This window comes from Vibrio sp. SCSIO 43009, from assembly GCF_023716525.1.
GTDB classification, from domain to species: domain Bacteria; phylum Pseudomonadota; class Gammaproteobacteria; order Enterobacterales; family Vibrionaceae; genus Vibrio; species Vibrio alginolyticus.
The window spans coordinates 1-14,963 of sequence record NZ_CP071844.1 but is presented as its reverse complement, the minus strand read 5'-3'; the positions used below and the strand labels follow the sequence as shown (position 1 = coordinate 14,963).

At 47.5% G+C, this 14,963-nt stretch carries 12 protein-coding genes; 10 read left to right on the top strand and 2 right to left on the bottom strand.

The window, feature by feature from the left end; all coding sequences use genetic code 11:
• The first annotated feature begins 7 nt into the window (after positions 1 to 7).
• The 10 genes from J4N43_RS23880 (at position 8) to J4N43_RS23840 (ending at position 13,250) form a co-directional block, all read left to right on the top strand.
• The gene (locus tag J4N43_RS23880; RefSeq protein WP_054579125.1) at positions 8 to 1,126 is read left to right on the top strand and encodes a hypothetical protein; all 1,119 of its coding nucleotides are present in this window, start codon (positions 8 to 10) and stop codon (positions 1,124 to 1,126) included.
• Between the two features lie 94 nt (positions 1,127 to 1,220).
• Positions 1,221 to 3,848 (top strand): hypothetical protein, encoded by a 2,628-nt coding sequence (locus J4N43_RS23875; protein WP_193837889.1) that lies wholly within the window; start codon positions 1,221 to 1,223, stop codon positions 3,846 to 3,848.
• A gap of 400 nt (positions 3,849 to 4,248) precedes the next feature.
• Positions 4,249 to 4,572, top strand: coding sequence for a hypothetical protein (locus J4N43_RS23870; RefSeq protein WP_017634052.1), 324 nt, complete (start codon positions 4,249 to 4,251; stop codon positions 4,570 to 4,572).
• Entirely contained in the window at positions 4,569 to 4,982 is a 414-nt protein-coding gene (locus tag J4N43_RS23865; protein WP_136976912.1) for a hypothetical protein, read from the top strand. The genes J4N43_RS23870 and J4N43_RS23865 overlap by 4 nt, the downstream gene beginning before the upstream one ends.
• Entirely contained in the window at positions 4,975 to 5,601 is a 627-nt protein-coding gene (locus J4N43_RS23860; RefSeq protein WP_017634054.1) for a defense against restriction DarA-related protein, read from the top strand. The genes J4N43_RS23865 and J4N43_RS23860 overlap by 8 nt, the downstream gene beginning before the upstream one ends.
• On the top strand, positions 5,598 to 10,391 hold the full coding sequence (locus J4N43_RS23855) for a defense against restriction DarA-related protein (RefSeq protein WP_252094221.1): 4,794 nt from the start codon (positions 5,598 to 5,600) through the stop codon (positions 10,389 to 10,391). Before J4N43_RS23860 ends, J4N43_RS23855 begins: the two co-directional genes overlap by 4 nt.
• 68 nt (positions 10,392 to 10,459) lie before the next feature.
• Positions 10,460 to 11,143 (top strand): hypothetical protein, encoded by a 684-nt coding sequence (locus J4N43_RS23850; RefSeq protein ID WP_054577307.1) that lies wholly within the window; start codon positions 10,460 to 10,462, stop codon positions 11,141 to 11,143.
• A gap of 82 nt (positions 11,144 to 11,225) precedes the next feature.
• Positions 11,226 to 11,348: a hypothetical protein gene (locus J4N43_RS24575; protein WP_258457758.1), complete on the top strand. Its 123-nt coding sequence runs from the start codon at positions 11,226 to 11,228 to the stop codon at positions 11,346 to 11,348.
• A 65-nt stretch (positions 11,349 to 11,413) separates the two neighbouring features.
• Entirely contained in the window at positions 11,414 to 12,823 is a 1,410-nt protein-coding gene (locus tag J4N43_RS23845; protein WP_054579120.1) for a hypothetical protein, read from the top strand.
• Positions 12,824 to 12,917: 94 nt separating this feature from the next.
• A complete protein-coding gene (locus J4N43_RS23840; RefSeq protein WP_079878982.1) occupies positions 12,918 to 13,250 on the top strand; it encodes a hypothetical protein in 333 nt (110 codons plus the stop codon).
• A gap of 23 nt (positions 13,251 to 13,273) precedes the next feature.
• On the opposite strand, the gene J4N43_RS23835 is transcribed toward J4N43_RS23840, so the two are convergent.
• Entirely contained in the window at positions 13,274 to 14,191 is a 918-nt protein-coding gene (locus J4N43_RS23835; protein WP_054579118.1) for a ParB/RepB/Spo0J family partition protein, read from the bottom strand.
• Positions 14,188 to 14,961 carry a ParA family protein gene (locus tag J4N43_RS23830; protein ID WP_054579117.1) on the bottom strand — a complete coding sequence of 258 codons (774 nt, stop codon included), beginning with the start codon at positions 14,959 to 14,961 and terminating at the stop codon, positions 14,188 to 14,190. Before J4N43_RS23830 ends, J4N43_RS23835 begins: the two co-directional genes overlap by 4 nt.
• Between the last annotated feature and the right edge of the window lie 2 nt (positions 14,962 to 14,963).

Here is a 14,963-nt window from a genome sequence, read left to right as displayed (position 1 = left end):
ATTTTTTATGGCTACACAAAACAAATTAACTCGCATCAACCGTCTTGTGTCTGATCTTTCAGCGCAAGACGTTGGTGCATTACCAGCGGGCGCTCGCGCAACAGACTCATCAAAACTAGAGGGGAAAACCAAGGCACAAGTTGTCAGTGAAGCGCGCTCGAATCTTGTCCCAACTTCTCGCACTATCAATAACAAACCACTAACGGGCGATGTTACTCTGACTCACTCAGATGTGGGCGCAGCGCCAGCAAGCCACACGCACGACTACATCCCTAACAACAAGAAAGGCGTTGCAGAGGGTGTGGCTACGCTAGATAGCACTGGTAAGATCCCACAAGGCCAATTGCCAGCTATCGCTATCAAAGAAACGTTCCCTGTTAAGTCAGAAGCGGAAATGCTTGCTCTTACAGCGCAAGAGGGTGATATGGCAATCCGTTCGGATCTGCGTAAATCATTCGTTCTAATGCGCCAACCAGCGAGCACACTAGCGAACTGGCAAGAACTATTAACACCGACTGACGCCGTTTCGTCGGTTAATGGTCAGCGCGGTAACGTAGTGCTTGAAGCGGCTGACGTTGGTGCGGAACCAGCGTTTGAGAAAAAAACAGCATTCAACAAAGACTTTGGTACTGCCGCTAACACAGTGATGCAGGGTAACGACTCTCGCGTTGTGAATGCAGTGCCAAAGACTCGCACCATCAACGGTCACGCGCTAAGCGCAAACGTCGAGCTAACCGCAGAAGACGTGGGCGCACTAGACGCTGGTGCAACTGCCGTTAACGCAGCGAAGCTTGAGAACACCACTAAATCGCAAATCATTTCACAAGCGCGTAGCGGTCTAGCAGCTAGCGGCGCGTCATACACCAAAGCGGAATCTGACGGTAAGTATGCCACCAAGGATAGTCTAGGCGCTTCCATCAAAGACGCGATCCGAACGGTGGATATTACTGTCGAATCTGCATCAACTACGGTGGCTCTGCCAGCGGGTACAGTGTCAGCAATCCTTGTTCTAAGCGTGTGCGGCGTAATGCAGAACGCAGGTGTATGGAGTCTATCTGGTAACACAATCACGTTCGGTGAACAGCTACAAGCTGGCGACATCGTGACGGTTATCGGCTTCAAGTAAACATGACCTTTCCTTTGCTACTTCCCCATTAACGATGTGCTCCGGCACTTTGTCGGAGTTGCTGGTCATTGAATTGAGAAAGGCATATTTCTGAATGGCATTAAAAAAATTGACTCAAGTTGGTGGTAGTCCAGCTCGAAAATTGCGTGAAGAAATCACAACAAAAGTGGATGAACACGCTAGCAATAAAACGAACCCGCACGGAGTCACAAAGGCACAAGTAGGCTTAGGTAACGTACCAAACTATCCGGCCACCAGCTCGGTAACAGATGCGTCCAACAGCAAACTTGCGACCGCTGGTGCTGTTAAACAGGCATACGACAAAGGCATCGAGGGTTTAAATCGCGGTAACGCAGCTTATGACCGCGCAGAACAAGCAGAGACGAACGCAAATGCCCACACTGACAACCGCATTAGTGCTTTGATTGGTGGTGCGCCAGCAGAAGCGCTCGATACAATCAAAGAGCTTGGTGACGCGCTCATGGATCAAGAAGATGCGGTAGCGGCCATTACAACCAACATTGCTCAACACAAATCAGACAACTCGAACCCACACAAGGTTACGAAAGCTCAAGTTGGTCTATCAAACGTGCCGAACTACGCATTCACAGCAGCGGTTAATGATGCTAGCGATGTGAAATTTGCGGCGGCAGGTGCCGTTAAGAAAGCGTATGACCTTGCAGCCTCAAAGATGACTCAAGCGCAAGCCGATGGCCGCTACCTAAAACTGTCAGGCGGTACATTGACTGGCGGCCTACTCATCGATGAGGGCGCAAGTAACGTCTCACAACTTCATTTAGGCCATGCAGGTAAGCGATTCCATGTAGAAACGAAAACCGATGGCACCTTTGAGGTTGTAGAAAGTGACGTTTCAAGTCGATTAAAGATCCGCAAAGGTGGTGAATCAACACTATACGGCTCCCTAAACGCTACAGAGTCGGTATCTTCGAATCGTAGTGTTGAGGTGCAAGGCACTCGCGCTGGCAATAACGTTCCATCGAGCGAGCAAGTTAAGCTGGACGGGTACGGGTTGATTGGTAATCGTCGGGCGGTTTACTTAACGAACGGTTCTAATTCGTCGGATGCTTACGTTCAAATCGCGGTGGGTGGTGCTCATAATGGAGGGGACGCCAAGTTAGACCTGACTCGGTCAAAGCTTAGTTCCAGTGTCCCTATCGAAGTGCAAGGGAATAAAGTAGTTACAGAGGCGTTTAACCGTACTGAGGTTGTGCGCACCTCTTTAGGTAGTGACAACTCTTGGTGTCTGGTTGCTAACGTAACGATGCCTCAATCAAGCTCTACTGCGGTTATTGAGTTCTTTGGTGGTGCTGGCTTTAACACTGACTTGCACTATCAGGCGTCACGACATCAAATGATTCTGAGAGCCAGTAACGGAAACCCTAAAGGTCTAAATGGTCAGGTTATTACAGATCATCCTAGCGGCTTGCCATTTAGTGAGTTTGGTTGGGTAAATACTAGCGGTGACAATTACGCCATCTATGTAAAAACACGTAGTGCCTACAGTACGAACATTCTTATTCGATACATGTGTAGTCACACCATTACGCCATACGTTAGCAATAAGGGGGCAAGCCAGCCAGCGGGTATTGTCAAAGGGCGAATGGTCACTAGCTATACGTCTTACAATAAAGACTTAGGGGCAATTAACTCTGTTGATGGAAAGGGTTTAGAGCTTGATTACTCGGCAAAGAAAACTTGGATTGGTTCTCGTAATTCATCTTGGTGCCACATGGAGACTGAGGCCACAAGCGGCTTTTACTCTTACTCCGCGTTCACCTTTGCTAAAGGGATGGATGTAATGCTCAATCAGAGCATTTCATTAGGTGGGCGAGCTGCATTTCGTAACACAGACGGCAACTGGCTTCGCATCAATGACTTAGCCAAGTTTACTTCTGGTATCTATTTCGGTAGCTCACTGGTTCGTACTGATGGTGAGTTTACTGCGGGTTCTTGGAGTGGTTCGAATGATGCCGTTCGTATGGATAATAGTTTTATGGATTCATCATGGGCGACGAATGGCCGTGCTGGATTCAGTATCAACTGTAAAGATAGTTCAAGTGCGCATTGGGCGTTAGCCTCGTACTATGATGGCACCAATATCCGTTCTGGCATCCAGATCCTATCTAACTCAGAGGGTCGGATGCGCTTCTACACTAACCGCCGCAGTAAGTATGTAGACATTAAGGACGGCAATGTATATGCAGGTTCGCCTCAGAGCTCGGCTGGTAACTCTCTCGCACGTAAAGACTACGTTGATAGTAAGTTAGCGGGTGTTTCATCACGCGCTGGAGAGGTTGCCTTGGGCTGTAATGCGGGGCTAAGAGAGGGCAACCTTACGATAGATGGCATTACATGGGAGTTCAAGAATTGGATAGGATGTTTCCTCGATCCGTTTGATTTGATTAACTACAACGCTCCGGTTGCTGGTTTTGATGTTCGTGTTGAGGGTTATTACGAAATTGAATGGACTGCGATACGACGCCGTAATGCTTCAAACTCATCGGTGGTGTACTCTGCCATCGCCAAAAGCAATAAAATTATAGCGGAGGCTCAAAGTTACTCTAACGACTTCGATGCCGTGCCAACGACTTGTCGATGGGTAGGAAAATTATACTACGGTGAGCTTATTCAATTCTTAGACAGAGGTGCATCCACGCCTATTCAGGGTTCGCATTTCTCGATCCGCTACATCAAGCCATAACCATCAACCAAAGGGACACGATGCTGTCCCTTTTTTGCAAAGTTTTCGCATGCGAGAACTTTAAAACATGGCATCCCCTAAAGTTTTCGCATGCGAAAACATGGGCGCATATTGATGCGAAAACCAATATTTATATAATCTTCCTCGTCAAATATCGATTCGACTCAACTATCCTCGTTGGAAGTTTTGTATGCGTTGCCGCGCAACAAAACGCTTGGATTAGCCTCTCACCAGCCTTTGGGGTGAGAGGCTTCTTTTTTTATATAGGCTATTGAAATCTAACTTTTTTCCGCAAAACAGCCCTATTTAATACCCATTCAAAAGTAAGTAACGCCCGTCTATTGAGCAAAAGCCACCATTCCGAATACACTCGCTAGGTGATATACAAAAGGGGGATTTAATGCCAGTGTCAGTTGTTGGTGAGAGCTTTGCGATTAGCGTACTGGCTCTATCTGTCCTCAGTGGTGTTGGGTCATATCTCCAAGGCATACGCGAGCAACGTCTAGCTGGTGGATTCCTTGATTTTTTAACCGAGCTAACGCTGGCGTTGGTGGTCGGTTTGATAGTCGCTTACTTGTGTGAAAGCGAGGGTGTGGAGGCTGGTTATACCAGCGCGCTTGTCCTCATTGCGTCGAACAACGGAGCAGACTCGATCAACTTTATCCGCAAGCTGGCTAGCCAAATGTTAGCGAGATTTTTTAATACCGGAGGGCAAGGCAAATGATGGAATTTGCAGTAATTGGCCTAGCCATTGCTGACCGATTTTTGCTTAAACGAAACGCAGTAAAAATACTGCATGCAAACCAGATGGACGATCCCGATGTGATTCGATTCGTTCTTGGTTATCAATCTCAGCGAGCCATAACGAGTGGGACTTTAACCTATTCGTTGCGCAGTAAAAAACGACCAAAAGCCGTCATTACTCGCACACGTAAGCTCGACTTTTCACACGCCGGACATAACAGCGAATACCTGACGTTCGATCGCAAGTTACTCGAACTCGAAGCGGGGGAAAAGCTGCATGGCGAGTGGATTCTGGACGTTAAGATTGAGCGCTCCTGTTCCCTAATCAATCCGCTATACAAAATCTTTCCTACCTGTACGACATATTCAGAGGAATTTGAAATTGCGTAACAACAGTAAGTTTGCACTAGACCAGTCACATAACTATGTGGTGGTCGATTTTGACAACGTGACCGAACGCGGCCTTAAGAGTCTGATCACTGCGTTAAAACAAGCTGGTGCGACTGTTACAGACGTAGAAGCCTCGAACAAGAGAACGAGACGAGACGGCGAGACAGTTAAACGCGCCAAGTTATTCTTTGATAATGGCCAGTCAATGACGCTGTTTATTGGTGATGAGGGTGATATTTTCCAAATGACACTCAACAGCACTAAACAGCCTATCCCTAGCGTGAAAAACGAGCGTGAGCTTGCGCGTGAAATGGTTCGCCTAATGAAGCGCAACCAAAGCAAGTTTGACAAGCAAGTTGCACGTAAAGCGGCTAAAGCCGTTAAAGACACCTCAGACATTCAACCAGCTACACGTTCTGTTGCTAAGCGACTTGAAGAAGCCAAAGCGGCTGAACAAGTCGCTCAGTCCAATTACACCAATGCCCTAGCCGCTCGGGATAGCGTTCGCACTAAGTTGGAAGAAGAACAACGCCGCATAGCAGATCTCGAAACTGCATTAGAGCAAGAGAAGCAAGAAACCAAAGAACTTGAAGCACAATTAGAGGCGGCAAAGTCATGATGTTTACCAGTCAAAATCAAATCAAGATTGTGGATCGCATCGACCATCTGGCCAAGAAACTCACGCCGGAGCAGATTGAAGCGGTGCTGCAAGGTAAAAACGCCGATCAAATCCTAGAAGCATTGTCACTTGAGGATTTGGAGAACACCTACTTGTATCAGTGCAAGCCTGTGCCACAAATGATGTTAGAGGCGTTCAAATCGAAAGCCTCAAGGCTTGAATTGCGTGCTCAGCAATTCGGTAAGCACTTGGAACGTAAAACCCCTACTCTATCGGTAGAGGCCGTTGAAGTAGGCAAACCGCGCAAGTCTGGTGCGGTTGCTGTCCAAATGGTGAAAATCCCGTTTTCAGATGGCCAGAGCATTTCTATTGCGTTCCATGCGCCGGATAACGATCCGCTAAAAATCAATCCAGATGACACGTTAATCGCGTTCCGCTTTCTAATGAACTCGCGCGATATTACTCACGTAGTCGCGCCAAAGGGCAACATGGATTTATCCCTTAAGGAAGTGACCAACAAGCTAGCGCAGTTGCTTGAAAACAACAGCGAGAAATTTGTCGCTGCTAAGGCCAAGAAAGACGCTGACAAGAAAGCATTGGAAGAAGCGCAACAAAAGGCACAAGAACTTGATGAACAAGCTGCGCAACTAGGCGAAGAAGCTACCGACTTGGAACAAAAGCTCGATGAGCTGGCCAAGAAAGAGAAGCGCTTGGAAACTCAGATCGCTACGCATAACGAAATCCAAGAAGAACTACGCAAACAGCTTGCTGCTATCAAGCCAGCAGCAAATACAGCAACGAAAAATGTAAACGCTGGTGGTAGTTCATCTCAAGTGATCGAGCAATGGGACGCTTCATGGACTAAGCAAGAGAAACGCGACTTCATCATTAACCGTGCTTTCAATGACGATCTTGATGCCTTTGTTAAGCAGCTAAGCCAAGAGTTTCAAGACTCATTAGAGTTTGCAGGTGCAGCAAATCAAAACGTTCCTAGCACTTATTCAGAGTCGTATATCAATGATGTGATTTATGACCTCGATAAAGGTGCTATGACGGTATCAGAGCTTGCCGAGGCTAAAGAATACATTCGTGATTCAATTGAAAACGATTTTCCTCAGTTGTCAGACGAAGAACAGGAACGAAAAGCGAATATCGAGCGCAAAGAATGGCTATTGGCTCTTATTGGTCGCAAGACCATTGCTAAGGGCTGGAAGATGGATAAAGGCGAAGATAGCGAGCCGTTTGTCTACTTCGAATCGCCTGACGCGAACGACGATGATAGCTTTGGCCAGTACATGATCCACGCGCGCGATAACCAAACCTTGGCTGTCACTTACGGCGAGGGTTCACCGCTTGCTGGTGGTGACGATCTACAAGGTTGGGAAGCTGCTAAATCACTTATTCTGGCTGACTACGATCGCGAATCTAAGTTGCTTCAAGATACCGATGACAACAACGAAGAACCACAACCAATTGAGAACGACGAGCCAAACGCGAACGATCAAGACAAAGACGAAACCACGGATAACCTATTCTGGTATGGCCTACGTCTACGCCCTTATGGCTTGGGTACAACGCCGCCACAACATCAAGTGGCTAAGTACCTCGATCCAGAATCGGCTAAAGAGCAATTCGCTGACGCTGGTAATGGCATTCGCCACGGTGCGATCGCTTATGACCAAAAACTGCCACCAGAACTAGTAAGCAACTTTGACCTAGAGCCGCTATTTGGCATGGTTGAGGGCGACCTAGAAGAAGCGGAGCGCATCGCAACCGAAGCGCTAGGCCAATGGGTTGAGGACAAAGGCGTTGATGAAATTCCTCAGTCTACGCTCGATACCCTAAAACAAGTGGGCTTCAAAGCAGCGTTCGCTAAGCAGCTACGCCAGCAACCAGAAATGAAGAACCGCAAGGAAAATCCAAACGCGTACAAGCTATGGAGCGCATCGATTGACCTTGTGACGCCGGACATGATTCAAGAGATTGCCGAAGACCTAATGCTGGTTCAAAGCGATGCTGAATTACAGCGCCAAGCAGAACACACGCAAGGCCGCATGCGCTTCCAAGAAGCAGCTCTATCCCAACTTAAGGATATGCAGTCAGTAAACCCAAGCGATCGCAAACGTCTTGTTATGCTAGCTGACCTAACGCTAGGTACTGGTAAAACACTAAAACGTGGCGAGAAAGTGGATGACCAAGCTAAGCGTATTTCAGAACAAGCGCACCTAGTGGAATCACTACAAGGTGAAACCCTAGCGTCACTGGAAGCGCAATTTAAGAACCGCAAAGAGATCACTGATTTCCTAACGGCTCATCGCATTCCATTTAACCGCCGTGCGAAACGCGCTGACCTACTGCAAGCTATCTTGAACTACCGTGACGGATTCTTTAGTGCAACGGCGAAAATGTTCGACCTACGCGCGCTACGTGGCGACCTATACGAGAAGTTTGAGAACGGCGAAGCGTTAGCACTGGATGACGTAGAAAAAGCGTTTAGCGCGACTACGGTTTACCATGAGGGAGACGTAGCTTACACCAAGGCAAAAGGTGAAACCGTCATTCCAGCAATGGCAGACCAAGGCGAGGACTACCAAAAAGTTGAGCGCTTCATTAAGGCGATTGATGACGGTATCTACCCTGACCTATCCGAACTAAGTTCAGATGAGCTCTTTGCTCAGCACTATGCAATGGCAAGTGTTACCAACCAAGACATCCTGGCAATTCATGGTTTTAGATACTTGGATAACGATGAGCAGATCGACAATGAACAGATGGCGCGCGCTATCCATAACTCGGTCATGCCATTGTGGTACACAAAAGCTATCGAAGCGGAATACGAAAGCCGTGGCTTCCCTAGCCTTGCTGCGTTGCCTGACTTGAACCATAAAGGTCAATTCAAGGCGACACGCGAGAAACGCTACGCACCAGTTGGCACTATTGGCCAATCTGATTTTAGCGTTATCGATACGTACACAGGCAAGGTGCTAGAAACTGGCCTAGAGGGCGCAGCAGCGCAGCAAAAAGCGACTCAACTAAACGACCAAGCAGTGAAAGAAAGCACTATTGCAATCTTTAACATGCTTAAGGACGGCAAAACGCTTGAGCAAATTGCAGAGACGGAATACAGCGCACCACTAGAGCCTGTCAGTCCGGCCATGTTCACCACAATCAACGGCTTTGAATCATTGTATTCAACGTTAGCCATTAACGGCTCGGGTTCGCTTCACTCGCGCCCAACACTACGCGAGAACGCCGACAAGCTACTGGCTAAGGTGGACGCTGACGGCAAGATTAACGATATTGCGCTAACCGAAGAACAAGAGAACCAAATGGAAAATACATTTGGCTACAGTTTCTTCTCTGCGAAGTCGAACAAGGGTAAAGAGCTACGCTTTATCGCTAACACCAATTCTCGCAGCTACCTAACGGTTGACGGTGCTAACAAACTGCTTGAGCTATTGGGTGCTAAGAACGCCGTAGAATCTGACACAGCAGATGAAGTGAGCAAGGGTGCATCCGAGGAAGAAAAACAACTTCTCGCACTAGACCCAACTCAATATTCATTTGGCTCAATCTATGAGAGCGAGGGCATTCGAGATACGGGTGAAATCGCTAAGCGAACCCGCGCCTTTATCGCTCAGCTTAAGAAAGCTGGCAAGATCAGTAATGACGTTAAAATCTCAGTACGCAAACCTCGCTACGGCACACTAGACCTAACGCTGACTGACTTGCCAAGAAACGTCATGCTCTGCAATCCAGCTTACCTACAGTTCGAGATTGATAACCCTAACTCGCCAGCGCCACACGGTATGAGCCGTTATACCGAAGCAGTAGATCAGCTGATCGAGTTCGTTAACGCTTATGTAGGCCAATACGACTACAACAACAGCGACACGATGACCGATTACCACGATCGCAATTTCTTTGGTGGCCACCTAACCGTGGACTTTGATTTTGGTAAAGAGCGCAAAGTGGTAGAGCTCGCGTCTCTAACTGAAATGCACCAGCAAGGCGAACAGGCAGAGGATGACGCATTAGACGTTACCTCATTCCGTGAAAGCCTAGATGAAGAAGAAGCGAAAGCGCTTGAGCAGCTAGAAGCCTTTACCAACCTAGAGCTAAAACTTGGTAAGCAGGAAGTGACTTTCCCAACAGGCCGAGTGAAGTCGATTAATGCGAAAGATGAGGATGGACTAACTTACAGCCTAGACGTTCTATTCGACATTCTAGCGACCGACTTAAGCGAAAAAGCGAAAGCTCAACTTGAGACGATTAAGGACTGGCAATCTTCGGATACCTACTACAACGAAAAAGGCACATTGGTACAACCAAGTGTTGCGGCAGGTATCCACTCAGTAAATGGCTCAGTGCCAGCGAACGTGTACGCTCCGCTAATCGCCCGTTCATGGTTAAATGAAAGCCACGCTGACATTTATCCGATCGCTAAAGATGGCGAGTACAAGTTCGCGCTATACCAAGGCAACGACTTGATCGGTGAATTTGACGATACAGCGGAAATGGAAGCGCTATTAGTGAAAGCGTTCAATCTAAGTAGTGAAGCGCCTCAATCTGAAACAGAGGGCAATAACGAAGAAATGGAACATGTAGAGAAACTAAAGGAAATCCGAGATTTCACTGGTGAACCTACGCCGGAATTGGTTGATGAGTTCCAAACCGCACTAGAACAGGCTTACGCCCACTTCGAAGCTAACGACCAAATAGCAGAGAACGAAGCGTTGATGGATGCCGCTCTAAGCAACATCACAAGCATGATCCAAGCGCAAATTTAATCACAACCAAGGCCGCCACTTCGGCGGCCTAAACCGGAGACAATCAAGTGTTAAGCTTAAGAGAAAAAATGACGCTCAACCGCGATGCTGCGGGTTTGTTGAAAGAGCTTAAGAGTGGCCAGCTATCGATTGGTGAACGCATCAAAAAGAACCGTGAGCTGGTGGAAATTCTTAATAAACTGACTGGCGCTAACCAAAAGGTTGAGCAGGAGCCGGTATCAAGTTCGGATGAGCCAATATCGGTAGAAGAATTTTCCAAGTTAGGCCGCTCCGATAAGATTGAAAAGCTCAATGAAGTGCTACTTCTGCCTAACTGGTACGAATACGAAATGGCGTTTTTCCCTAACTACCAAATGGTTGAAAAGGGCGATAACTACGTTGTGTACAAGGATGGCGAAAACTTCCAGTTTGGCTACAAAGGGCATATTGCGCGAGGTTTGGACTACTGGAAAAACGATGCGGGTTCAGCCAAGAAAAATGGTGGTTTTGGTAGCTGGTCGCGCGCTGACCGTAGCAAGGCTATCAAGACCATCACTAAGCACATTGAGCAGAATGAGCGCGACAATGGCGAACGTCCAGTTGAACAAAGCGAACTGGTTGCGAGATTCCTTGCAGGAGAGTTTAATACAGCCAAGCCATCGTTGTTTGTTGATGTAATGCGAGACGTTCACTCAGAGGGCTTGGAGCTAGATAGCATCAAGCAAAAAGCGATTGAATGGTTCGAGCACAATCCTGACAAACTGGCCGCTTAAGTTTTCGCATGCGAGAACTTTAAAACATGACATTCTATATACTTTTCGCATGCGAAAACTTTTCAGAGAACTTGAGAAAAAAATGAATGTTTTCACTAAAATCCGAGCAGACTATTACTACAAGCAATCTCTAAACCTTGCACTGGCAGCCAGTGAGCGTCATAACTACTCCAAGGCGCTTTTCGCATTGCTTAAGAGCCATTAATCCTTTTCCCTGTCCCAAAAGTTTTCGCATGCGAGAACTCGCCACTCCCAACCGGAGCGGTCAAATTGAATCAACTCACATCAATTAACGTCGAAATCAAAGAGGCGAAAAACATCAATGACCTAGCCGAGATTGTTCAACTGTACGCAACAGACAATCCAAAACCCAAGCTAGGTCGAACCAGCTACGTTGTGACAGCAAAAGGCGACGAAGTAGAAACAGGCTTTAAAGTCGTGGAAGCCAGCGACCTTATTCCATCGAACGATTTGGACGGTAGAATCAATCCGAATTTCCCACAAGAGCTGCAACCGCGCGACCGTACTCGCGTGTCCTCAAAATTGCAGATCTCAAAAATAGCCAACGATTTGCGCCCACAACAATTGACCGATTCTGGACTATCTAGCCACGGCGCACCGATTGTTGGCTCGGACAATGTGGTGGAGTCGGGGAACGGTCGAACCATCGCTATCATCAAGGCGTATCGAGAGGGCAAGGCTGATAAGTACCGCCAGTTCCTAATCGACAATGCGGAGCGCTTCGACCTATCACCAGAGAAAGTTGAGAGCATGCGCGAGCCAGTGTTGGTTCGAGAACGTGTCACCAAAGTTAACCGTGCTAAGTTTACCCGAGACTCCAACCTCTCTGACTTGCAACAAATGAGCGCCGCCGAGACGGCTTGGGTTGACGCAGAGCGCATCGATGACCGCATGATTGCCCTTTTCCAACCGAGCGAAACAGGCAACCTTTTGGCCAAGTCTAACCAAGGATTTATAAACAGTTTCTTAACTGAAATTGGGGATAACTCAACCGCCGGACTACTTACCGAAGATGGCCGACCAACCAAGCAACTGATTGAGCGCATGCAAAATGCCGTGTTTGCCAAGGCGTACAAAAACGAGAAGTTGGTGAAGCTGGTAGCCGAGGAAGCCGATCCCGAAATTCGCAACATTTTGAGCGCGCTAAACGGCGCAGCAAGCGCGTTTGTTGAGATGCAATACCTTAGCGGGGAGGTGCATAAAAACACGTCTGGAACGCTGGCAGAAGCCGTGGAAATTAACGCCTCACAACCTGACCTCGCTAAGTCAGCACTTGACTCACTGGTGCAAGCAACCGAGTTAGTAAGACAGGCCAAAGATTCCGGTCAGCACATCGATGAGCTATTGGCTCAGTCCGGTTTGTTTGGCGACAACGATCCCGAGGCCGAAGCGCTGGCGAGATTCATTGCTGCTAACAACCGAAGCGCAAAACGCATGACACTGGCATTTAAGGCAATGGCCGAGGCAATCAATAGTGAATTGCTTCACCAAGGCCAAGCGCTCGGGGATATGTTTGGCGGTGGTGGTGCATCGCTTATTGATATTCTTGGGCGTGTAAATCAAGAGCTGGAAAACGAGGGGGTACAAACAGGCTTTATGTTCGAGTCCAGTGTGCAACTGGACGAACTTGCAAACGCTTCGAGGCATGCTATAAAATAGTTCTTGGCATATACTGCCTATACAACCTTTATAGACACACAAAAACGCCAGATTTAATTGTCAAATCTGGCGTTTTTGCATTTGGGGGTAGGGGATGTTTACTATCAGGCATCGTTATCACTACGGGCTAATCGACATAAACGAAGACGGCGTTGCCGATGGACATTCAGTCGCAGGGAATGAGATCCCCGCTTTAAGGAAAGATGGCGAGTATATCTACAGACCATTTAAAGGGGCGCTAGATAATATCTATCTGCTGCATGTCCAAAAGGTAAAGCTGGTGAATATCGTCGCTTATTGCGATGACGAACTAGGGCTATTTGGCTGGCAAGACGTGCCACTCGATCACTATGTGGTTGGTGTCTACCGTGACGGCGGGTATTACGTTCTAACGAAAAACGGGCAGCTAATTAGCCACCCGCTCTAAAAAAGTTTTCGCATGCGAGAACTTTACACGCGATAACCGACTAATTGAGCTTCCCCAACTGGCACTTGCTCAAGTTCGCCATCATCAAACAGTACCGTTAGCTTGTCGCTATGCTTACCAGATGCGAACACCAAACCATGACGACCATTAACCATGACACAAATACTGGTAGGCTTTTGGTTTGCTGTAGGCTTTTTGCTTACTGGTGTCTTATCGGTCTTTTCTGCTTTCTCGAGTTCGCTAGGTTTAGGGGTAACTTCCACCTCGCTATCTAGCTCGCCAGTACGCAGTTTTACACAATCTTGGCGCGTTAGCTTCTCGCCGCTTTCCAGTGCTTCACGAACGCGCTCAGAGTTATCGATGCTGGCTTTGCGTAGTTCGTTGATGGACTCAACATCACCAATAATCCCTTTTTTGAATGCTTCCAAAACAAAGTCAGGGGCTTTAAGCACATTTAGGTATTTCGAAATGTAGCCGTCTGATTTGCCAAGGCGCTTAGCTAAGCCACGGTTATCAAGATTGTGCTTTTTCTTAGCTTGGTCAAACGCCTTACCCAACTCGATTGCCGTTAAATCTTCACGTTGGATGTTTTCAATAAGCTGGCCAAAAATATCGCCCTTTTCACGGACAATACATTCAACGTGAGTCAGCTTGTCGCTCAACATAGCGGCGCGCCAACGTCGTTCACCCTCTTGGATTTTGTATCCCTTGCCATCGAACGGGTAAACAACGACAGGTTGAATTTGGCCGTTTTCTTCTAGGCTTTCGCATAACTCAAGTAGTGATTCATCGTTAAATTCTTCACGAACTTGCTCAACTGAATACAAAGAGTCTTTAGGGATAGCCAGCACTTTCGCTGCATCGCGGATTTCTACCGCTGATTCATCCAAGAGATTATCTAGATCGCTAAGCTTGATTCGATCTCTTAAGCTTTTGGTCATGCTGTCACCTCTACCATGCGCTTGCAAAGCTCATCACAAACCGCTGTAAAGCCGAATTTATCAGCCGCTTTAGGGTTGGTTTCAATCAGTGCTTTGCCTTGGTTTAGAGCTTCACTTACGCGCGTTGTTTTAATCAGTTTGTTTTCAAAAACTAGGTTGCCGTACTCTTTACGAAGTTCCGCTTCCTGTTCGCGCTGGTCGTTTGTAATGTTGGCTTCAATAAGGTTTAGGACAATGCCTAACACTTCCAAGTCAGGGTTCATTCGACGGATTTGGCGCGAGGTCTTAACCAGCTCATTAACGCCTTTGATCGACATTTTTTGTGCTTGGCTAATGATAAGTAGCTTGCTGGCCACAAGTAGCGCTGCATGCTGTAGCGCGTTCGCCGCTGGTGGACAGTCGATAAAGATATAGTCGTAGTCGTCTTTGATAAGGTCGATAGACTCAGCCACGTTTAAGATTTGTGATTGAGTAATGTTGCCCATGCGCTTATCGCCGCCAATAACGTGTACGTTTTCGCTGACTTCGAAAGGTTTAGCCTTTACTGGATTTTCGAAAAGGTTGTAAGCGTTGTGTAGGCAGCTCGCAGATGTGTACTCTGGATTCTCGACCATTTCCGGTGCGATTGAACCGCCTAAGTTGTTTTGTGGGTCAAAGTCCAGGAATAGACATTTGTTGCCTTGGCTAGCGATGCTAATGCCAAAGTTGTAAGTACAAGTTGTTTTACCAACGCCGCCTTTTTGGTTGGCAATCGCCATGATAATGCTCATTA